21 protein-coding genes are annotated in these 19146 nt (G+C 69.1%); 11 read left to right on the top strand and 10 right to left on the bottom strand.

The genetic code is table 11. The features are described 5' to 3' along the window. The first annotated feature begins 5 nt into the window (after nucleotides 1–5). A complete protein-coding gene (gene nadC, locus AMYHA_RS18545) occupies nucleotides 6–896 on the top strand; it encodes a carboxylating nicotinate-nucleotide diphosphorylase (protein WP_034277870.1) in 891 nt (296 codons plus the stop codon). A 111-nt stretch (nucleotides 897–1007) separates the two neighbouring features. On the opposite strand, the gene AMYHA_RS18540 is transcribed toward nadC, so the two are convergent. Both AMYHA_RS18540 and AMYHA_RS18535 read right to left on the bottom strand, forming a co-directional pair. Further along, nucleotides 1008–1874 (bottom strand): aldo/keto reductase, encoded by an 867-nt coding sequence (locus tag AMYHA_RS18540; RefSeq protein WP_051400070.1) that lies wholly within the window; start codon nucleotides 1872–1874, stop codon nucleotides 1008–1010. A 111-nt stretch (nucleotides 1875–1985) separates the two neighbouring features. After that, nucleotides 1986–2792, bottom strand: a complete 807-nt coding sequence (locus AMYHA_RS18535) for a carbon-nitrogen hydrolase family protein (RefSeq protein ID WP_034273015.1) — start codon at nucleotides 2790–2792, stop codon at nucleotides 1986–1988. 54 nt (nucleotides 2793–2846) lie between these two features. On the opposite strand from AMYHA_RS18535, the gene hisD reads away from it, so the two are divergent. The 4 genes from hisD (at nucleotide 2847) to AMYHA_RS27450 (ending at nucleotide 6084) form a co-directional block, all read left to right on the top strand. Beyond that, a complete protein-coding gene (hisD, locus tag AMYHA_RS18530) occupies nucleotides 2847–4172 on the top strand; it encodes a histidinol dehydrogenase (RefSeq protein WP_034273012.1) in 1326 nt (441 codons plus the stop codon). Then, complete coding sequence (locus AMYHA_RS18525; protein ID WP_034273009.1) at nucleotides 4172–5263, top strand: histidinol-phosphate transaminase; 1092 nt, start codon at nucleotides 4172–4174, stop codon at nucleotides 5261–5263. Before hisD ends, AMYHA_RS18525 begins: the two co-directional genes overlap by 1 nt. Then, nucleotides 5260–5859, top strand: coding sequence for an imidazoleglycerol-phosphate dehydratase HisB (hisB, locus tag AMYHA_RS18520; RefSeq protein WP_034273006.1), 600 nt, complete (start codon nucleotides 5260–5262; stop codon nucleotides 5857–5859). Before AMYHA_RS18525 ends, hisB begins: the two co-directional genes overlap by 4 nt. Before the next feature lie 63 nt (nucleotides 5860–5922). Further along, entirely contained in the window at nucleotides 5923–6084 is a 162-nt protein-coding gene (locus AMYHA_RS27450; RefSeq protein WP_169732955.1) for a hypothetical protein, read from the top strand. Nucleotides 6085–6404: 320 nt separating this feature from the next. On the opposite strand, the gene AMYHA_RS18515 is transcribed toward AMYHA_RS27450, so the two are convergent. Then, complete coding sequence (locus AMYHA_RS18515; RefSeq protein ID WP_034273003.1) at nucleotides 6405–8579, bottom strand: MMPL family transporter; 2175 nt, start codon at nucleotides 8577–8579, stop codon at nucleotides 6405–6407. Nucleotides 8580–8734: 155 nt separating this feature from the next. Here AMYHA_RS18515 and AMYHA_RS18510 point away from each other — a divergent pair, with 155 nt between their 5' ends. After that, a complete protein-coding gene (locus AMYHA_RS18510) occupies nucleotides 8735–9295 on the top strand; it encodes a TetR/AcrR family transcriptional regulator (RefSeq protein WP_034273000.1) in 561 nt (186 codons plus the stop codon). On the opposite strand, the gene soxR is transcribed toward AMYHA_RS18510, so the two are convergent. Continuing rightward, nucleotides 9292–9753, bottom strand: a complete 462-nt coding sequence (soxR, locus tag AMYHA_RS18505; RefSeq protein ID WP_034277864.1) for a redox-sensitive transcriptional activator SoxR — start codon at nucleotides 9751–9753, stop codon at nucleotides 9292–9294. The genes AMYHA_RS18510 and soxR overlap by 4 nt on opposite strands. A gap of 164 nt (nucleotides 9754–9917) precedes the next feature. On the opposite strand from soxR, the gene AMYHA_RS18500 reads away from it, so the two are divergent. From AMYHA_RS18500 to priA, 3 genes are read left to right on the top strand one after another with little or no spacing between them, the layout of a single operon-like run. Continuing rightward, nucleotides 9918–11090 (top strand): MFS transporter, encoded by a 1173-nt coding sequence (locus tag AMYHA_RS18500; RefSeq protein WP_051400069.1) that lies wholly within the window; start codon nucleotides 9918–9920, stop codon nucleotides 11088–11090. Nucleotides 11091–11099: 9 nt separating this feature from the next. Next, a complete protein-coding gene (gene hisH / locus AMYHA_RS18495) occupies nucleotides 11100–11732 on the top strand; it encodes an imidazole glycerol phosphate synthase subunit HisH (protein WP_034272998.1) in 633 nt (210 codons plus the stop codon). A gap of 29 nt (nucleotides 11733–11761) precedes the next feature. After that, the gene (gene priA / locus AMYHA_RS18490; RefSeq protein ID WP_034272994.1) at nucleotides 11762–12493 is read left to right on the top strand and encodes a bifunctional 1-(5-phosphoribosyl)-5-((5-phosphoribosylamino)methylideneamino)imidazole-4-carboxamide isomerase/phosphoribosylanthranilate isomerase PriA; all 732 of its coding nucleotides are present in this window, start codon (nucleotides 11762–11764) and stop codon (nucleotides 12491–12493) included. 65 nt (nucleotides 12494–12558) lie between these two features. Here priA and AMYHA_RS18485 read toward each other — a convergent pair whose 3' ends face one another. The 5 genes from AMYHA_RS18485 to AMYHA_RS18465 all read right to left on the bottom strand — a co-directional run bounded on the left by AMYHA_RS18485 (nucleotide 12559) and on the right by AMYHA_RS18465 (nucleotide 16109). Further along, on the bottom strand, nucleotides 12559–12945 hold the full coding sequence (locus tag AMYHA_RS18485; protein WP_034272991.1) for a PPOX class F420-dependent oxidoreductase: 387 nt from the start codon (nucleotides 12943–12945) through the stop codon (nucleotides 12559–12561). A gap of 17 nt (nucleotides 12946–12962) precedes the next feature. Continuing rightward, on the bottom strand, nucleotides 12963–13697 hold the full coding sequence (locus AMYHA_RS18480) for an ABC transporter permease (RefSeq protein WP_034277860.1): 735 nt from the start codon (nucleotides 13695–13697) through the stop codon (nucleotides 12963–12965). 5 nt (nucleotides 13698–13702) lie between these two features. Beyond that, a complete protein-coding gene (locus tag AMYHA_RS18475; protein ID WP_034272988.1) occupies nucleotides 13703–14419 on the bottom strand; it encodes an ABC transporter ATP-binding protein in 717 nt (238 codons plus the stop codon). A gap of 209 nt (nucleotides 14420–14628) precedes the next feature. Continuing rightward, nucleotides 14629–15183 carry a hypothetical protein gene (locus AMYHA_RS27635; RefSeq protein ID WP_196776932.1) on the bottom strand — a complete coding sequence of 185 codons (555 nt, stop codon included), beginning with the start codon at nucleotides 15181–15183 and terminating at the stop codon, nucleotides 14629–14631. Between the two features lie 356 nt (nucleotides 15184–15539). Further along, entirely contained in the window at nucleotides 15540–16109 is a 570-nt protein-coding gene (locus AMYHA_RS18465; protein WP_034272983.1) for a TetR/AcrR family transcriptional regulator, read from the bottom strand. 100 nt (nucleotides 16110–16209) lie between these two features. On the opposite strand from AMYHA_RS18465, the gene hisF reads away from it, so the two are divergent. Both hisF and hisI read left to right on the top strand, forming a co-directional pair. Further along, entirely contained in the window at nucleotides 16210–16983 is a 774-nt protein-coding gene (gene hisF / locus AMYHA_RS18460) for an imidazole glycerol phosphate synthase subunit HisF (protein ID WP_034272981.1), read from the top strand. Further along, nucleotides 16980–17348 (top strand): phosphoribosyl-AMP cyclohydrolase, encoded by a 369-nt coding sequence (gene hisI, locus AMYHA_RS18455; RefSeq protein WP_196776931.1) that lies wholly within the window; start codon nucleotides 16980–16982, stop codon nucleotides 17346–17348. Before hisF ends, hisI begins: the two co-directional genes overlap by 4 nt. Before the next feature lie 13 nt (nucleotides 17349–17361). Here the strand turns inward: hisI and AMYHA_RS18450 are convergent, their stop codons facing one another. Next, nucleotides 17362–19122 (bottom strand): RNA-binding domain-containing protein, encoded by a 1761-nt coding sequence (locus AMYHA_RS18450; RefSeq protein WP_051400068.1) that lies wholly within the window; start codon nucleotides 19120–19122, stop codon nucleotides 17362–17364. Nucleotides 19123–19146 lie beyond the last annotated feature (24 nt).

The following is a 19146-nucleotide window of genomic DNA, read 5'->3' as shown; positions in this document are numbered from 1 at the left end:
TGCGGATGAACGCCGTGGCCGACCGCACCACGACCCTGCTCACCGACGCTGGACTCGACGTCGATGACGCGCTGCGCGTGGTGCGGACGGCGCTTGACGAGGACTTGCGGTACGGCCCTGACGCCACCACGGACGCCACGGTGCCCGTCGGCGCGCGTGCCGTCGCCGAGGTGACGCCTCGTGCTGTCGGCGTGCTCGCGGGCGCGCCGGTGGCGCTGGTGGTCTTCGACGCTGTGCTCGGCGCGGACTATGAGCTGCTCGACATGCGGCCGGACGGCGCGTCGCTCGCGGTGGGTGAGCCAGCGCTGGTGGTGCGAGGGCCGGTGCGAGGTCTGCTCACCGCCGAGCGCACGGCGCTGAACCTGCTGTGCCACCTGTCCGGCATCGCGACGGCCACCGCCGCGTGGGTCGCCGCCGTCGACGGCACTGGCTGCGCTATCCGCGACTCCCGCAAGACGTTGCCCGGCCTGCGGCTGCTGCAGAAGTACGCGGTCCGCGCCGGAGGCGGGGTCAATCACCGGATGGGACTCGGTGACGCGGTGCTGATCAAGGACAACCACGTCGTCGCGGCCGGGTCGGTGTCCGCTGCGCTGGCGGCGGCGCGGGAGAGCACGCCAGCGCTGGCGTGCGAGGTGGAGGTCGACACCCTGGTGCAGCTGGACGAGGCGCTGGCGGCGGGCGCGGACGAGGTCCTGCTGGACAACTTCGCGCCGTCGGACTGCGTTGCAGCCGTACGACGGCGCGACGCGGTGTCACCGAAGACCCGGCTGGAGGCATCCGGCGGCCTGCGTCTCGACATCGCCAGGACGTACGCGGAGACCGGCGTGGACTATCTCGCCGTCGGCGCGCTCACCCACTCATCGCCCGCACTCGATCTCGGCATGGATCTGCGCTAGCTCTCCGCTGTCCCGCGCTGCGGGCGGCGTCCGGGTGTGGCGTCAGCAGCGCGTTGGTCCGATCGACCGCGACCGGCCGGGTGGGCGGACCCACCCGGCCGGTCCGGACGCTCAGCCACCCAGAGCGGACAACGAGGCGAATTCGTCGTCGGTGAGGTCGAGGTCCGCGGCCGCGATGTTCTCCTCGAGATGTGTCACTGACTTCGTGCCCGGAATCGGCAGCATGACCGGCGAGCGACGCAGCAGCCAGGCCAGCGCCAGCTGTGCCGGGGTGGCGTCGTGCTCGCGCGCTGCCGTCTCCAGCACGCTGCCTGGTTGTGCGAGTTCCCCGGTGGCGATGGGGAACCACGGGATGAACGCGATGCCCATGTCGGTGGCCGCGTCGACGACATCCTCGTGGTGACGGTCGGTGAGGTTGAAGAGGTTCTGCACGCTCGCGATCTCGGTCACCACCGAGGCTTCCTTGATCTGCTGGGCATCGACCTCGGACAACCCGATGTGGCGAATCTTGCCGGCGTCCTTGAGCTCTTTGAGGGCGCCGACCTGGTCGGCGAGCGGAACCTCAGGATCGACCCTGTGCAACTGGTAGAGGTCGATGCGTTCGACGCCGAGACGGCGCAGACTCATCTCGACCTCCTGCTTGAGGTAGGCCGGACGGCCCACCGGAACCCACTCGCTCGGCCCGGTCCGAACCAGACCGCCCTTCGTGGCGATCACGAGATCGTCAGCGTAGGGGTACAGCGCCTGGCGAATGAGGTCCTCACTGACATACGGCCCATACGAGTCCGCGGTGTCGATGAAGTTCACGCCAAGCTCCACCGCGCGCCGCAGCACCGCGATCGCGCCATCGGGGTCCGCTGGCTCGCCCCACACACCAGGCCCCGTGATCTGCATGGCGCCGTAGCCGAGACGGTGGACCGGGAGGTCACCCCCAAGCTGGAACACCCCACCTGGTGCTGTCGTTCGTGCGTCGGTCACTCGTCCTCCTCGTCGTGGGTCATGACTCGCCAGTGCCAACCCGCGCCGCACCGCGGATGTTCCCTTCGGCACTGCCGCATCCGGCAGACCCGCACGGTGGGATATGCGGGTTCAGCCGACAGACCGCCGGTTGGCGAGCGCCCCGGTGGCGCGGCGGGACTTGTCCGCCAGGTCCGGGTCGGCGTAGATCACCAGGGTCTCCGGCCCGGCGTCCAGCCCAGCGCGGACGCGGCCGAATGGGTCGGCCACCAGCGAGAAGCCGATGCCCGTGGGGGCACGGCGCACGTCCTCGTCCGTGATGCCGCTCGCCACCGGGTCCGCCTGATCGCAGCCGAACACCCAGGAGCCCGAGTCCAGCGCGCGGGCGCGCACCAGCAGCTCCCACTGCTCGCGCTTGCCTTCGCCAGCGCCCCACGACGCGGGCAGCAACACCACCGACGCGCCCGCATCCGACAGTTCCTGGAACAGCGCGGGGAACCGCACGTCGTAGCAGGTGGCGACGCCGAGCGTGACGTCGTCGACGGTGACGGTCACGAGCTTCTCACCCGCGGCCACGGTGCGGGACTCGAAGAACCCGAACGCGTCGTACAGATGGATCTTGTCGTAGCCGGTGTGGTGGCCGCGACCCGTGATCAGCAGTGTGTTGTGCACCCGGTCTCCGTCGGCCGGAGTGAACATGCCCGCGACTACCAGCACCCCGGCGCGCTCGGCGATCCGTGCCACCTCAGACGCCCATGGCCCGTCCAGCGGCTCCGCGAGCGGGCGCAACGGCGTGCCGAACCGGGCCATCGTCGCTTCGGGGAACACCACGACGGACGCCCCGGCGTCCGCCGCCCGCTGGACACCAGAGCGCACCAGTTCCAGGTTCTCGGCGGGATCCGGCGTCGACGTCACCTGACACAATGCGACGTGGGGCATACCTCACCTCCTGCCATGCAGTATGCCTGTCAGGGCGCCCCGTACCCTTAGGGCATGCTCAACCGCACCGACCTGCGACGCCGTGTCCCTTCCGCCGCCGAGCTGCGCGCCACGCTGCCGCGCGCCGACGTCGACGTGGACGCGGCGGTGCATCAGGTGCGCCCGCTCGTCGAGGACGTCCGCGACCGGGGCGTCGAGGCGGCTCTTGACTACACCGAACGCTTCGACAAGGTCCGTCCGAGTACCGTCCGGGTGCCCGACGCCGAGCTGAAGGCCGCGCTGGATGCGCTCGACCCCGCCATCAGGGCCGCGCTGGACGAGGCGATCACCCGCGCCCGTGCCGTGCACGCCGACCAGCGCCGCCCCGACGTCACCACCGCCGTCGCCGACGGCGGCACCGTCACCGAGCGGTGGGTGCCGGTCGGCAGGGTCGGGTTGTACGCGCCGGGCGGGCTCGCCGTGTACCCGTCGAGCGTCGTGATGAACGTCGTCCCCGCGCAGGCCGCGGGTGTCGGCTCGCTGGTCGTCTGCTCGCCGCCGCAGGCCGAGTTCGGCGGCAGGCCGCACCCGACGACGCTGGCCGCCGCCGCGCTGCTCGGCGTGGACGAGGTGTGGGCCGTCGGGGGAGCGCAGGCCGTCGCGCTGCTGGCCTACGGCGGCACGGACACCGACGGTGCCGAGCTGGAGCCGGTGGACATGGTCACCGGGCCGGGCAACATCTACCTGACCGCGGCCAAGCGGATGTTGCGCGGGCTCATCGGCATCGACTCCGAGGCGGGGCCGACCGAGATCGCGATTCTGGCCGACGAGACCGCCGACCCGGCGCACGTGGCCGCCGACCTGATCAGCCAGGCCGAGCACGACCCGATGGCCGCAAGCGTGCTGGTGACGACGTCCGAGCGGGTGGCCGACGACGTCGACGCCGAGCTGGCACGCCGGGCCACCGCCACCAAACACACCGAGCGCGTCACGACGGCGCTGCGGGGTGCGCAGTCCGGCACGGTGCTGGTGAGCAGCGTCGACGACGGCATCCGCGTCGTGGACGCCTACGCGGCCGAGCACCTGGAGATTCAGACCGCCGACGCGAGCGCCGTCGCCGCGCGCGTGCGCAACGCGGGCGCGATCTTCGTCGGCCCGTACGCGCCGGTCTCACTCGGCGACTACTGCGCCGGGTCCAACCACGTGCTGCCCACCGGCGGCTACGCGCGGCACTCCGGCGGGTTGTCGGTGCAAACGTTCCTGCGCGGCATCCACGTCGTCGACTACTCGCAGGACGCCCTGCGCGCGGTCGCCGACAAGGTGGTCACGCTCGCCAACGCCGAGGACCTGCCCGCGCACGGCGAGGCCGTGCAGGCGCGATTCGGCGGTGAGGTGCGCTGATGGACGACGTCACGCTGGATGATCTGCCGCTGGCCGATGCGCTGCGCGGCAAGACGCCGTACGGTGCGCCGCAGCTCGACGTCGCGGTGCGGCTGAACACCAACGAGAACCCCTACCCGCCGCCGCCGTCGCTGGTCGCGGATGTCGCTGCCGCCACCGAGCGGGCCGCGCGGGAGCTGCACCGATACCCGGACCGGGACGTCGTCGACCTGCGCGCCGACCTCGCGGCGTACCTCAGCGGGGCGACCGGCGTGCCGCTGACCACCCGCAACATCTGGGCCGCCAACGGTTCCAACGAGGTGCTGCAGCAGCTGTTGCAGGCTTTCGGCGGGCCGGGCCGGACGGCGCTGGGCTTCGAACCGTCGTACTCGATGCACCCGATCCTGGCGTCGGGCACGCGCACCGAGTGGCTGCCGGCGCCCCGCAGGGACGACTTCACGCTGGACGCCGAGGTCGCCACCGAGGTCATCGCGCGGCACGACCCGGACGTCGTGTTCGTGACCAGCCCGAACAATCCGACCGGCTGCTCGATCCCGCTGGCGGACCTGCGGGCGGTACTGGATGCCGCGCGCGGCATCGTCGTCGTGGACGAGGCGTACGCGGAGTTCTCCCGGCAGCCGAGCGCGGTGGAACTGCTTGCCGAGTACCCGGCGACGTTGATCGTGTCGCGGACCATGAGCAAGGCGTTCGCGTTCGCGGGTGGCAGGCTGGGCTACTTGGCCGCCGCGCCCGCCGTGGTCGACGCGCTGCAGTTGGTGCGGCTGCCGTATCACCTGTCAGCGCTCACCCAGGCCGCCGCGCGGGCCTCGTTGGCGCACGGTGAACAGACGCTGGCCTCGGTGGCGACGTTGGTGTCCGAACGCGACCGGGTCGTGGCATCGTTGCGCGACCTGGGTTTCGAGCCGGTAGACAGCGATGCCAACTTCGTCCTGTTCGGACGATTCGAGGACGCGCCCGCCGCGTGGCGGTCGTATGTAGACGCTGGTGTACTGATCAGGGACGTAGGCATTCCCGGCTACCTGCGGGTGACCATCGGGACGCCGGAGGAGAACGACGCGTTTTTGGCGGCGAGCAAGGAGGTTGTACCGTGAGCCGGATCGGCAAGGTGGAGCGCACCACCAAGGAATCGTCGATCATCGTCGAGGTCGACCTCGACGGCACCGGGCAGGTCGAGATCGACACCGGCGTCGCGTTCTACGACCACATGCTCACCGCGTTCGGCGTGCACGGCGCGCTGGACCTGCGGGTCAGCGCGACCGGCGACGTCCACATCGACGCGCACCACACCGTCGAGGACACCGCGATCGTGCTGGGCCAGGCGATCCGCGAGGCGTTGGGCGAGAAGCGCGGCATCCGGCGGTTCGGTGATGCCTGGGTGCCGATGGACGAGACGCTGGCGCACGCCGCCATCGACGTCTCCGGCAGGCCGTATTGCGTGCAGCTCGGTGAGCCGGAGCGATTCGAGTCGTTCACCATCGGCGGGAACTACCCGTTCGTGCTCACTCGGCACGTGTTCGAGTCGCTGTCGTTCCACGCGCAGGTCGCGCTGCATGTGCGCGTGTTGCACGGCCGGGACCCGCACCACATGGCCGAGGCGCAGTACAAGGCGGTGGCCAGGGCGCTGCGGGCGGCGACGGAGCCGGACGAGCGGCTTGGCGGCATCCCGTCGACGAAGGGCGTGCTGTAAGCGCGGTGCGCCCCGGATAAGCTGCGCGGCACGTCAGAGTCGAGCTGCTGGAGGAGCGTCGCCGTGCCATCCGAAGTTGTCGTCATCGGGCTGATCGCGCTCGCGGGTTTCCTGCTTGGCGGGGTCTACACGACCTGGAAGACGGCGAAAGGCATAGCGATGGTGTTGCTCGCCGCCGCCGTTCTCGCCGCGGGCGGCGCGGCCGTGTGGTGGTTCTCGCTGTAGCGGTTTGCGTACGACGCATCTACAACGTCATGCCGTCAGTGGTCGTCGGCTCCCAGACGTCGGCTTCGCCGGACTCCTTCCATTCGTGCCATGCGCCTGAGCCGCAAACGTATGCGGCTACCGTCGCGGAACGCGCCGAGATCAGGTGGGTGCGGCTCGTCTGGAAGATGCGACTGCGGCATACGGGATGATCTCGCTGGAATGGGGCTTGTGGACGTTGGCATGCCGACTTCGCCGGGCAAATGTCTGTGATAATCAGACAAACGCCGACGAATCTGGCGCATATCGTGCAATATCCCTGGCGAAGCCGGGCAAGCCCCTCACACCCGCGCGGGCTCCCGTCGCTCGGCCTGCGGCTCCGCCAGCGCTTCGCCTTCGACGTCGACGGTGGGCAGCACCTTGTCCAGCCAGCGCGGCAGCCACCAGGCGCCCCGACCCAGCAGCGACATCACGGCGGGCACCAGCGTCATCCGCACCACGAAGGCGTCCACCGCGACGCCGAACGCCAGCGCGAACCCGATCGACTGGATCAGGGTCTCGGACGACAACACGAACCCGGCGAACACGCTGATCATGATCAGTGCGGCGGCCACGACGACGCGCGCACCGTGCCGGAACCCGGTCACCATGGCCGTGGTCGGGGCCGAGCCGTGTACGTACTCCTCACGCATCCGCGTCACCAGGAACACCTGGTAGTCCATCGCGAGCCCGAACAGCACGCCGATGAGCAGTACCGGCAGCATGCTCATGATCGGCCCGGTCGCGTCGACGCCGAGCAGGTCGGTCAGCCAGCCCCACTGGAACACCGCGACGACGGCGCCGAACGTCGCCGCGACCGACCCGAGGAAGCCGAGCGTCGCCTTCACCGGCACCGCGATCGAGCGGAAGACCAGCATCAACAGCACGAACGCCAGCCCGACGATCAGCGCCAGGTAGGGCAGCAGCGCGTCGGACAGCTTCTGCGAGACGTCGATGTTCATCGCGGTCTGCCCGGTCACCGTGAGTTCGGCGCCGGTTGACTCGCGTAGCCCGTCGGCCGTGTCGCGGATCGCGGTCACCAGGTCGTGCGTCGCTTGGCTGCTCGGGCCGGTCTCCGGGGTCACGCTGAACACGCTGAGATCGCCTGCCGGGTTGGTCCGCGGTGGCGTCACGGCGGTGACGTGGTCCAGCTCCGCGATCGTGGCGGCGGCCTGCCGCACCGCGCCAGTGTCGCCGTTCGCGGTGTCGACGACGACGGTGAGCTGCCCGTTCGCTCCCTCGCCGAAGCCCTCGCTGACCAGGTCGTAGGCGGCGTGCCGGGTGGAGTCCTGCGCGGCCATGCTGTCGTCCGGCAAGCCGAGCTGCATGCTCGCGGCGGGGATCGCTACCACGGCGAGCGCCCCGATGGTCGCGAGCAGCACTGGCCAGCGGTGTCGCGCGACGAACCGTGCCCAGCGCTGTCCCATCGTGTCACCGGTGGGCTGGCCGAGTGTGCGCAGGCCGGGGATGCGTCGCACCAGCACGCGGTGTCCCACGAACCCCAGCACCGCTGGCAGCAGTGTCACGGCGATGAGCACGGCGACCGCGACGGTCAGCGAGGCCGCGAGTCCCATCTCACCCAGGAACGGGATGCCGACGACGGTCAGACCGGCAAGCGCGATGATCACGGTCAGCCCAGCGAACACGACCGCCGAGCCCGCCGTGCCCACCGCGTGCGCGGTGGCCTGTTCCGGCGTGCGCCCGTTGCCCAGCTCGTGCCGGTAGCGCGACACGATGAACAGCGCGTAGTCGATGCCGACCGCGAGCCCGATCATGAGCGCCAGCACCGGCGTGTTCGCGTTCAGCTCGAGGAAGCCGGACGCGGTCGTGATACCAGCCATGCCCACGCCGACGCCGATCAGCGCGGTGAGCAGCGGTAGTCCCGCGGCCAGCAGTGAGCCGAAGGTGATCGCCAGCACCACCGCGGCGACCGCGACACCGATGACCTCGGTCGGCTCGGTCTCCGGCGCGCCCGCGATGACGTCACCGCCGAACTCGACCCGCAGCCCCGCGTCGCGGCCCGGCTGTGCCGCGTCGAGCAGTTCCTGACGCTGGGCGTCGGTGACCTCGAACGGCTGGACGTCGTAGGTCGCCCGCGCCAGCGCGATCCGGCCGTCCGGTGACAGTGATCGGCTGGCGAACGGATCGCTGACGTCGACCACTCCCGCGGCGTCGCGCGCTTGGGCCAGTACCGCCTGCGCGGCGCGGGTGTTGGCCGGGTCGGTGAGCGTCTCGCCCTCGGGGGCGGCGATGACGACACGCGCCGTCGCTCCTGCCGCTGCCTGCGGGAACCGCTCTTCAAGCTGGTCGATGGCCTGTTGCGACTCGGTGCCTGGAATGGAGACGGCATTGGTCATCGTGCCCGCCAGCGTCGCCGACGTCGCCCCGACCACGGTCAGCAGCAGGATCCAGGCCGCGGTTACCACAATGCGGTGCCGGAACGAAAAACGTCCAATCTGGTGCAGGAAGGCGGCCACAGCTGTCTCCGATCGCGGGTGTCGTGCGGCAGAAATTGCGAAGCAATATCACATTCGACGCTAGCCGTTCGGCTAGTAGTCGACAAGCCGTTCGGCTAGCGTGTGACCAGACGCACGGGCAGTGGTATCGGGATTCTGCAGGTGAGGAGGCTGTCATGACCGAGGCGGTTGACACCAGGGAGCGGTTGCTCGGCACGGCGCTCGGGTTGTACGCCGAGCACGGCGTCGAGGGCACGTCGCTGCAGCAGATCGCCGACGCGCTCGGTGTCACCAAGGCTGCCGTGTACTACTACTTCAAGACCAAGGATGAGATCGCACTTGCCGTCGTTGAGCCGGGGTTGCGCGACCTCAGGGCTGCCGTCACCGCTGCCGAGGCGCAGCGACGGCAGGGCGCCAGGGTCGACACGATGCTCGACGGGTTGGTCGACGTGATCATCCGTCACCGGACTCTGGTACGGCTGTTCAACGGCGACCCGGGGCTGAAGCGGATCGTCGAGGCGTCGGTGCGTGAATACGGCGGTGTCGCCGAGCGGATGATGGCGGTGCTGGTCGGGCCGGACCCGACACCCGAGGCCCGGGTGGCCACGCTGGTCGCGGTGCTGGGCATGTCAGGGACCGGAGGGGCGCCCGAGGCGGCCGACCTCGATGACGACCACCTCCGCGCGGCGCTGCTCGACGCCGGACGGCGTGCCCTCGGCAGGCCTCGGCGGCGTTAGATCCCGCCTTCGGACGCGGCCTTCAACTTCGGCGCGCCTGGGCCGTACTCCGCGAGTTGGTCCTCGTGGTTGAACAGTCCGCATGCCCGCAGCGACAGGCAGCCGCAGCCGATGCAGCCGGTGAGGCTGTCGCGGAGCCGCTGCAGCGCGTCGATCCTGGTGTCGAGCTCGTTGCGCCAGCGCTTGGACAGCTTGGTCCAGTCCGCCTTGGTGGGTGCGCCGTGCGCGGGCAGCGTCGACAGCGCCTCCGCGATGTCGTCCAGGCTGAGTCCGACGCGCTGCGCGGATCGGATGAACGCGATCCGGCGCAGCGTGGCCCGTGGGTAACGGCGCTGGTTGCCCGTGGTTCGTTCGGCGCTGATCAGGCCGCGATCCTCGTAGAATCGCAACGTCGTGTGCGGGACGCCGCTGCGTTCGGCGACCTGTCCGATCGTGAGATGATGCGCGAGTGCCGTCACGTCACCCAGCTTAGCCATGACCTCCAGTTAAGTCGAAGTTCGAGCTGAAATGGCCCCTGACCGTGCGGCTGGCGTCACACACGGCGTCGGGAGCGGGGGACACGACGCACTCTCGTGTCTCAGTCGGCGGAATACTCGATTGCGTGTCGGTGTAGGACTGAGATGTGCCCACCACATCGCTGAGCCAGCCGGACGCCCCGTCGCCGTTGCGCGACGGCCGTTTCCTCGCGCTGTTGCTTGCCTCGATTGGGCTGTTTGCCGGGTTCTCGCTGCTGGTGTCTGTGGTGCCGTTGTGGGTGGTGCGCAACGGCGGCGGTGAGTTCGCCGCGGGTGCATCGACCGGCGTGTTCATGGCGACGACGGTGCTGGCACAGTTGCTGATGACCGGCCTGGTGCGCCGCTTCGGCTACCGCGCGATGTCGATCGCCGGGGCACTGCTGATCGGGGTGCCGGTGCCGCTGCTCGCGCTGTCGACGACGTGGCAGCCGGTGCTGGCGATCTCCGGCGTGCGGGGCCTCGGGTTCGGCATCGTCACGGTGTGTGGCAGCGCGCTGATCGCGGAACTGCTGCCCGCGGGCTCGCTCGGACGCGGTTCCGGGCTCTACGGCCTCGCCGTTGGCGTCCCGCTGCTGGTCTGCCTGCCCGCGAGTACCGCCATCGCGGAGTACGCCGGATTCACGCCGGTGTTCGCGGCGGGCTTCGCGTTCCCGCTGCTCGCCGTCGCGCCGATGGTGGTGCTGCCCCATGGCCAGCGCGACGAACCCGCCCACGACCAGCAGGCCACCGCTGCCGCTGCGCTGGTGTGGCGACCGTGGCTGCCGATGCTGGCCGGGTCGATCGCGTTCGGGGCGATGGTCACGTTCCTTCCGCTGGTCTTCTCCGACATCCCCGTGCTCGGCTCGGCCGCGCTGCTGCTGATGTCCGCCACGGCGCTGAGTGGCCGATGGCTCGCCGGTATGTGGGGCGACCGCGCCGCGACACCAGGCAGGCTGCTGCTGGCAGGGCTGGCGGCCGTCGCTGCGGGCCTGCTCGGATTCGCCGCTGGCAGCGGCATCGCGACGACGGCGGCCATGATCGTCGCGGCGGGCTGCGTCGCCGTCTACGGTGCCGGGTTCGGCGTCGTGCAGAACGACTCGCTGGTGCTCATGTTCGCGCGGGTCTCGCCCGCGCACGCCAGCGTGGCGTGGAACGTCGCCTTCGACGCAGGTCAGGGCGCCGGCGCGGTCGCTGTCGGAGCGGTGGTCGCCACGACGAGCTACCCGGTCGCGTTCGGCGCGCTCGGCGTGCTCGCCCTCGCCATGTTGCCGGTGTCCGCCGCGGCCAGACACGGGAAGTAGGCTGGAAGCGTGACACGAGTCGTGATCTTGGACTATGGGTCGGGCAACCTCCGTTCCGCCGAGCGTGCCGTGCTGCGCGCGGGCGCCGACGTCGAGGTGACGTCCGATCCGCATGCCGCGCTGAACGCTGACGGCCTCGTCGTGCCTGGTGTCGGTGCGTTCAGCGCCTGCATCGCCGGCCTGCGCGATGTCGGTGGCGACAAGATCGTCGGTAAGCGTCTCGCTGGCGGCAGGCCGGTGCTCGGCATCTGTGTCGGCATGCAGATCCTGTTCGAACGCGGCGTCGAGCACGGCGACGAGGCCGATGGCCTTGGCGAGTGGCCCGGCGTCGTGGACGGCCTGCACGCCGACGTGCTGCCACACATGGGCTGGAACATCGTCCGTACCCCGGAGGACTCGGTGCTGTTCGCCGGGCTCGACGCCGACACCCGGTTCTACTTCGTGCACTCCTACGCCGCCCGCAACTGGGAGCTGGAGTCCGGGCTGACCGGGCAGGCACCCAAGGTGACCTGGGCGCACCACGGCGAGGACTTCGTCGCCGCCGTGGAGAACGGAGCGCTGTGCGCGACCCAGTTCCACCCCGAGAAGTCCGGCGACGCCGGTGCCCAGGTGCTTCGCAACTGGCTGGGCACTCTCTCGTAACGCAGACCACTCGCCTAGAGTGAGACACCGTGACTTTGACGCTGCTCCCCGCTGTTGACGTCGCCGATGGCCAGGCCGTGCGCCTGGTGCAAGGCGAGGCCGGAACCGAGACCACCTACGGCGCGCCGCTGGACGCCGCCCTGTCCTGGCAGCGCGACGGCGCCGAGTGGATCCACCTGGTCGACCTCGACGCCGCGTTCGGCAAGGGCTCGAACCGGGAACTGCTCGCCGAGGTCGTCGGCAGGCTCGACGTCCACGTTGAGCTGTCCGGTGGCATCCGCGACGACGCCTCGCTGGAAGCCGCGCTCGCGACCGGCGCGCGGCGCGTCAACCTCGGCACCGCCGCGCTGGAGGACCCGGCGTGGACGTCGCGGGTGGTCGCGGAGTACGGCGACCGGGTCGCCATCGGCCTCGACGTACGGATCACGCCAGAGGGGCACCGGCTCGCCGCGCGTGGCTGGACCACCGACGGCGGGGATCTCTGGGACGCGCTGGCCCGGTTGGACGCCGACGGCGCGCAGCGCTACGTCGTCACCGACGTCAGCAAGGACGGCACGCTGCGCGGACCGAACCTGGACCTGCTCGCCGCCGTGTGTGCCCGCACCGACGCCGCCGTGATCGCCTCCGGCGGGGTGTCCAGCGTCGACGACCTGGTGGCCCTGTCGAAGCTGACCGGTGACGGCGTCGAGGGCGCGATCGTCGGCAAGGCGCTGTACGCGGGTGCGTTCACGCTGCCGGAGGCGCTGGCAGCCGTCCGGTAACGCCCCGGCAGGCCCGCCCGAGGTGTGGTGCCGAATGCCGGGCGCGACGCCGCCCGCGCTCGCCGTCAGTCCTCCAGCGTGATCCCGACGCCGATGGTGCGCTTCTTGCCGCCGCGCACGATGCTGCCCACCACGCCAAGGAATCCGAGCACCCCGTACTTGCGGCCGAGCAGCTTACGCACCCGGTCGGTCTCGGCGTCGTCGAGCAGCCGTGCCGTGCCGGACACCTTCTCACCGTGGGTGCGCTTGCCGCGCAGGTCGCAGGCGGTGACCTCGACGCGCGGGTTGTTGCGGATGCGCTTGATCTTGCCGGAGTTCCGCTCGGTCCAGACGAACAACTCGCCGTCATCGGCGACCGCCCAGATCGGCGTCGGTACCGGCGTGCCGTTGCGGCGGAAGGTGGTCAGCTGGACGTACTTCTCGTCGGCGAGGCGACGTAACGCGGTGGACATGGCGCCAGGCTAACGGCTCACGGTGTCCTGCGTCGTAGCGTGGCCGCCCCGAGCACCAGCGCCGCCAGCGTGCACCCCGCCACGATCAGCAAATTCTTCACCAGCGTGCCGTCGACCTCGGTCGAGTGGGTGACCTGGGTGAGCGCGTCAACCGCATACGACAGCGGCATGACGTCGGAGATCCAATCCAGCACGGTCGCCATCTCCTCGCGCGGCGAGAACAGCCCGCACAGCAACACCTGCGGCATCACGAACGCTGGCATGAACTGCACCGCCTGGAACTCGGTGCGGGCGAAGGCGCTGGCGAACAGCCCGAGAGCGGCGCCGAGCAGCGCGTCGAGCACCGCGATGGCGCCGAGTAGCCACACCGAGCCGGTGATGCTCAGTCCGAGCCAGCTCACCGAGACCGTGGTGGCGACGGCGACCTGCACGATCGCGATCAGCCCGAATGCGATCGCGTAGCCGAACAGCAGATCCAGCTTGGCCAGCGGCATCGTCATCAGCCGCTCCAGCGTGGCCGTTGTCCGCTCCCGCAGCGTCGTGATCGAGGTGACGATGAACATGATCGCGAACGGGAACACCGCCAGTAGTGCTGGCGCGGCTCTGTTGAACATCTGCTCGTCGTTGAACACGTAGCGCAGCAGCGTGAGCAGCACCGACGGCATGATGATCATTAGTGCCAGCGTGCGATGGTCGTGGCGCAGCTGGGTGAGGATGCGGCGCGTGGTGGCGAGCGTGATGGCGGGATTCATGACGGTCATCGCACGGTGTCCTTGATCAGTCGGAGGAAGGCGCGTTCCAGGTCGGCTTCGCCGGTGTTCTCGCGCAGTTCGGCGGGGGAGTGGGCGGCGAGCAGTTCGCCCTCGCGGAGCAGCAGCAGGTGCGCACAGCGGCTGGCCTCGTCCATGACGTGACTGGAGACAAGCAGCGTCACGCCGCGTTCGGCGAGTCCGGTGAACAGCTCCCACAGCTCGTCGCGCAGCACCGGGTCCAGGCCGACGGTGGGCTCGTCCAGGATCAGCAGCTCGGGGCTGCCCAGCAGCGCGACGGCGAGGTTAGCGCGGCTGAGCTGGCCGCCGGAGAGCTGGCCGATGATCGCGTCGGCGTGCGAGGTCAGGTCGACTTCGTTGATCACTCGGGCGACGTCGTCGGCCGGCGCGCGCAGCACGGACGCGAAGTAGGTCAGCGCTTCGGTGACGGTGATGTCGGGGTAGACCGCCGGGTTCTGGGTCGCGTAGCCGATGCGGCTGCGCAGGTCCTTGTGGCCCGCCGGCCTGCCGAGCACGGTGATCTCGCCGCCCTCGACGATCTGCACCCCGACCAGTGAGCGCATCAAGGTGGTCTTGCCGCATCCGCTCGGGCCGAGCAGCCCGGTGACGGTGCCGCGTGGGATCTCGCAGGTGATGCCCTTGAGGACGTCGCGGCCGCCGCGCTTGACGCGGAGATCATTGACCACGACAGCGGAATTAGTCATGCGTTTAATTCTGCGCGTGTTGAATGGCGCTGTCAAGCGGGGGTGCTGTGGTGTGGTGTCGCCGGGACGCTGGTCTGCGACCCGTACCGTGGCTTCGCCAGGCATGTTGTCGCGAGAACAGGACAGACGACGTCGAATCGGGCTCAGATCGCGCAACACCTGCGGGCTGAGCAGGGAGCCCTGCTCAGCCCGCAAAGCATTGGAGTGGGCTATGCCCCGAAGAGCTCCTCGACAGAGTTGACGGAGACGGCGCGGCGAACCCATGTTTCGAGCTGCTCGATGTCGGTGCACGCGGTGATCCGGGCACGTGCATCGTCGGGAACAGCGATACCTCGCGCTTCCAGCACTGCGAATAGCGCGTTGGCTTCGCCCTCGGCGCGGCCCTGGCCATAGTACCGGCGGGCGAAGTCGCTTTGGTACTCGTAGGTCCCGATCGCCATCATGTCCTCCCAACAGGCTTGCGCCGCCGTAGGCAGCGCCGCCATTACCTGATCAGCATACAGCTTGGCAAGGTCGTCATCGACCGTTTGCAAACCCGCGAGCAACGCGGACAGCACTTTCTCGCCGCCCGGGTCGCCGCCGTGCGCCATCGCCGACAATACGGCGAGCTCTGGATTCTGAGACGCTTGCGAGGGATCGTTGACCAGCGGGATCCCGTGCGGTCCGATCACCAGTGGCCGTAGCGCATACCCGGGATGTCCGACCTCGATTGGCGCGCCGCACCATTCGGCGACCCTGTCGCTGGCGCACAGCACCAGCAGCACTGCCGGACACCGCAACCGGGCCCGCAGTGTCGGTAGGTACACCGGCCATGACCAGCGCTTCCCCTGGTCTCGCGAGAGCTGAACCTCCACCACCACTGCCAACGCTGGACCTGCTCGGGCTGACAACAACACCACCGTGTCAGCGCGGTACTCCGTTGGTGCGAGGTCCGTCAGCTCGCATGCCTCCAGTCTCGCTTGATCGAACGGCGGCACGGTCACTCCGTCGGCCGCTGCCAGTAGCTCTGCCGCCAGCTCTGGCCGCCGGTGGAACAGTTCCACGAGCACCTCATGCAGTTGCGAGACCATGCCAGCACGCTAGGCGCAGGCACCGACACTCTCAGCGACCGAAGCCCGCATCAGTCGAAGTAGTGCTGGATGACCGGCGCGACAGTGGCCACCACCTCGTCGTCGCTGGCCGAGGCCAGCGGCTCCACCCGGACTACGTAGCGCAGCATCGCGATCCCGACGAGGTGGGACGACGTGGCAGACATGGCCAGCTCGCTGATGCCCAGCTCTGCCGCGATCGGGCGAATCACCGTGCGGTGCAGGAACTCGCGCATCATGCGGGCGGCGTTCTCGTTCGACGCGATCGAGCGCAGCAGCGCGAGGAACGGCTGCCGGGAGTCTTCGTTGCCCCAGACGCTGAGGAAGAACCGGGTGAGCCGCTCGCCGACCTGCGCGCGGGGCCCCTCGAGCGCCTTGCCGATGACATCCACCGGATTGACCGGCAGCGCCAGCGCCGCGACGAACACCTGGTCCTTGGCGCCGAAGAAGTGGTGGATCAGCGCGGGGTTGACCCCGGCCTCGGCCGCGATGGCGCGGATCGTCGTCGCGTCGAAGCCGTGCTCGGCGAACAGCCCGCGCGCCGCTGCCAGAATCTGCTCGCGGGTCTCGGTCTGGCCGGGTCGCCGTCCCGCCTTCGCCATGCACGCCGCCCTTCAGTGCCAATCGCTGCCAGGTGTGATCAAGCGTATGCCGAGACCCCGCCCGCGCATCCAGGCACGGGTGCGCCAGTAGGCTCAGGGCATGTCCGTCGCGGTAAGGGTGATCCCGTGTCTTGACGTCGACGCGGGCAGGGTCGTCAAGGGCGTCAACTTCGAGAATCTGCGGGACGCGGGTGACCCGGTCGAGCTGGCGCGGCTCTACGACGCCGAGGGCGCGGACGAGCTGACGTTCTTGGACGTCACCGCGTCATCCGGCGATCGCGAGACCACCTACGACGTGGTGCGGCGCACCGCGGAGCAGGTGTTCATCCCACTCACCGTTGGTGGCGGCGTCCGCAGCACCTCCGACGTCGACCGGTTGCTGCGAGCCGGCGCTGACAAGGTCAGCATCAACACCGCCGCGATCGCACGCCCCGAACTGCTGCGTGAGGCATCTCGCCGATTCGGCTCGCAGTGCATCGTGCTCTCGGTCGACGCGCGCCGCGTGCCTGAAGGTGGCGAGCCGACGTCGTCCGGGTTCGAGGTCACGACTCACGGCGGCCGGAAGGGCACCGGTATCGACGCCGTTGAATGGGCCGCGCGTGGCGAGGAGCTTGGCGTCGGCGAGATCCTGCTCAACTCGATGGACGCCGACGGCACCAAGGCGGGGTTCGACGTGGAGCTGATCCGGCTGGTGCGCAACGCGGTTCGGGTGCCGGTGATCGCCAGTGGCGGTGCTGGCGAGCGGGCGCACTTTCCGCCCGCGGTCGATGCGGGTGCGGACGCGGTGCTCGCGGCGAGCGTGTTCCACTTCCGCGAGCTGTCGATTGGCGAGGTCAAGACGACGATGCGTGAGGCGGGAGTGGTCGTCCGGTGAGCTCGGCGAAGGACTCCGGCTTGGACCCCGAGCTGGCGGCGCGGCTCAAGCGCACCGAGGACGGGCTTGTCGCCGCGATCACGGTGGACGACACCAGCAGCGACGTGCTGATGCTGGCCTGGATGGACGACGAGGCGCTGCACCGCACGCTGACCACCCGCCGCGCGACGTACTTCTCCCGCAGCAGGCAACAGCTCTGGGTCAAGGGCGAGACCTCGGGACACACTCAGCACGTGCGCGAAGTGCGCATCGACTGCGACGGCGACGCGGTGCTGCTGCGGGTCGACCAGACCGGTCCCGCCTGCCACACGGGGGCCGCCACCTGCTTCGACACCGACGAGCGGGTGCTGCTGCCCCGGGAGTGAGCCTCAGCTTCGGTCAGTCGTCGGGGGACTCGGCGGTTACCGGACGGAAAAAGAAGCCTCGGCCGGTGCGGTTGGGCCTACCTGGAACGAGGTCTCCGTTTCGTTCGAGGGAACCAAGGAGTTTGCCAGCATAGTTCTGCGCGACATTGGCGAGGTCGGCAACTTCCGTGGTGGAGACTCTGCCGCGAGCATGTGCCCAGTCGAGGATCATCTTTGTGCGTCCAGGGCCAGTGAGAAGTGACATCAACCGAGGTCGAAGTCTGGTGCGGACCGAGTCAGACAGCCGCCACGCGGGTGAGTTGCTGTCAGGAACTCCGGCTATCGGAGCGACGATGGCGTGCCCGCGGTAGCGGGCGTTGGCGAGTCGGTCGATGGCGGCATTCGTTTCCGAGATACCACGCTGAATTACGGGAGCAGCGTGTTCAGCGTCGATCCACCCGCGATGCACAAGCTGGTCCAGCATCAGCAGCATATCGAGGTCTTTGCCGAGGGTTGCGGGCTCGCAGTCCGCGAGGAACTCGGTCCAGTCCTGGTCGGGATCGCCGCCGAGCAGCACCGTACGCACATACGGCCCGGTGAGTTCGGCGATCTCGACGGCACGGTGGCCGAGAGCAAGCATGTCAGCGACCATCCGGTCCACGCCGATCCCTTCGCGCTCCGCGAGTCGCAGTGCGGCAGTGGCTTCGGCGAGGCAACGATAGCGAGGGGCGGATGGATGCGTGATGATATTGGCAGGGGAGATGCCGCCGATGAATCCACCCGGCGATGTGACAGTCAGAGTGTCGCCGACGTGCTCGACCACGGTCGGCGCGGGACTGGCCCAGTCCCGGTGTATGACACCGTTGACGATCGCCTCGCGCACCGCCGACGGCGGGATCGCTCGGACCTGGCCTTGTACTAGTCCTGATGGCACATGCACAGTGCGGTTCGATGCGAGTGCCGCGATCTCGACAGCGGCCAACTGGGTAAGCAGCGGTCCTTCCTCGCGGATCCTGATCGTGCTGCTCGCTCCGGGATAGTCGCGGCGGATGAAGTCGATGGCAGCTGAGGGTGTGGTGACAAACAAGAGCGCGCCGGCATTGGTGAGAACGTCATTACCGTCAACGACGTTGAGTCGCCGCAAAAGGTCGGTGTCCGTGGCGGAGGAGAGTGCTTGAGCGCCAGGGTCGTTGCGGGCTTCCGTGAGGTACCTGCGTGCAGCTTCGATCGCGCTGGGACGAATATCCTGTATCCGGTGCCCGGATGGCTGCGCGGACCAGTCGAACCCACTTCGGTGGAGCCGCCCTGCCATCCAGGTGGCCGCGTCGACCTCGACACAATGGTCATCGACACGCCAATGGATGCGGCCTTTCCACCGAATCGGCTCGATTGCTTCTGGGGCGCGTAGCACTAGAAGTCGTGTGCCGTCCAGGTCGACTTCGTTGATATCTACGGTGAGGCGTTGCGTGCTCAACTGGTAGATGCGGGGGCGCAGCCATTGTGCGTCGAGGTTCGTGCCAATCCGAGTGCCGTCATCGGCGACACCGACGATGAGAGCACCGGCTCCGGGTGTGTTCGCCAGACATGCGAGTTCGCCTGCGAAGTAGCGAGCCGCAGCGTCGTTCTGACGCTCGCCAGGGAGGACACCACCGTGAGAGTCCCGTCTGGCGGGTTCCTCCTTCACGTCGACATTGAGAAGTTCAATGTCTCGGGGCGCGTGGCCTGCCGCAAGTGCACTCAGCACCTCGCGGAGCTGGGTTTCGATGGGATCGGGGCCGAGAAACTGGAACGTCATCGCCTAGCTCCCGCAGGGAGTTAT

The sequence above is a fragment of the Haloechinothrix halophila YIM 93223 genome, assembly GCF_000504245.1.
Lineage (GTDB): Bacteria > Actinomycetota > Actinomycetes > Mycobacteriales > Pseudonocardiaceae > Haloechinothrix_A > Haloechinothrix_A halophila.
Note: the sequence above shows the minus strand (reverse complement) of the source record. Positions and strands in the feature narration are given on the sequence as shown.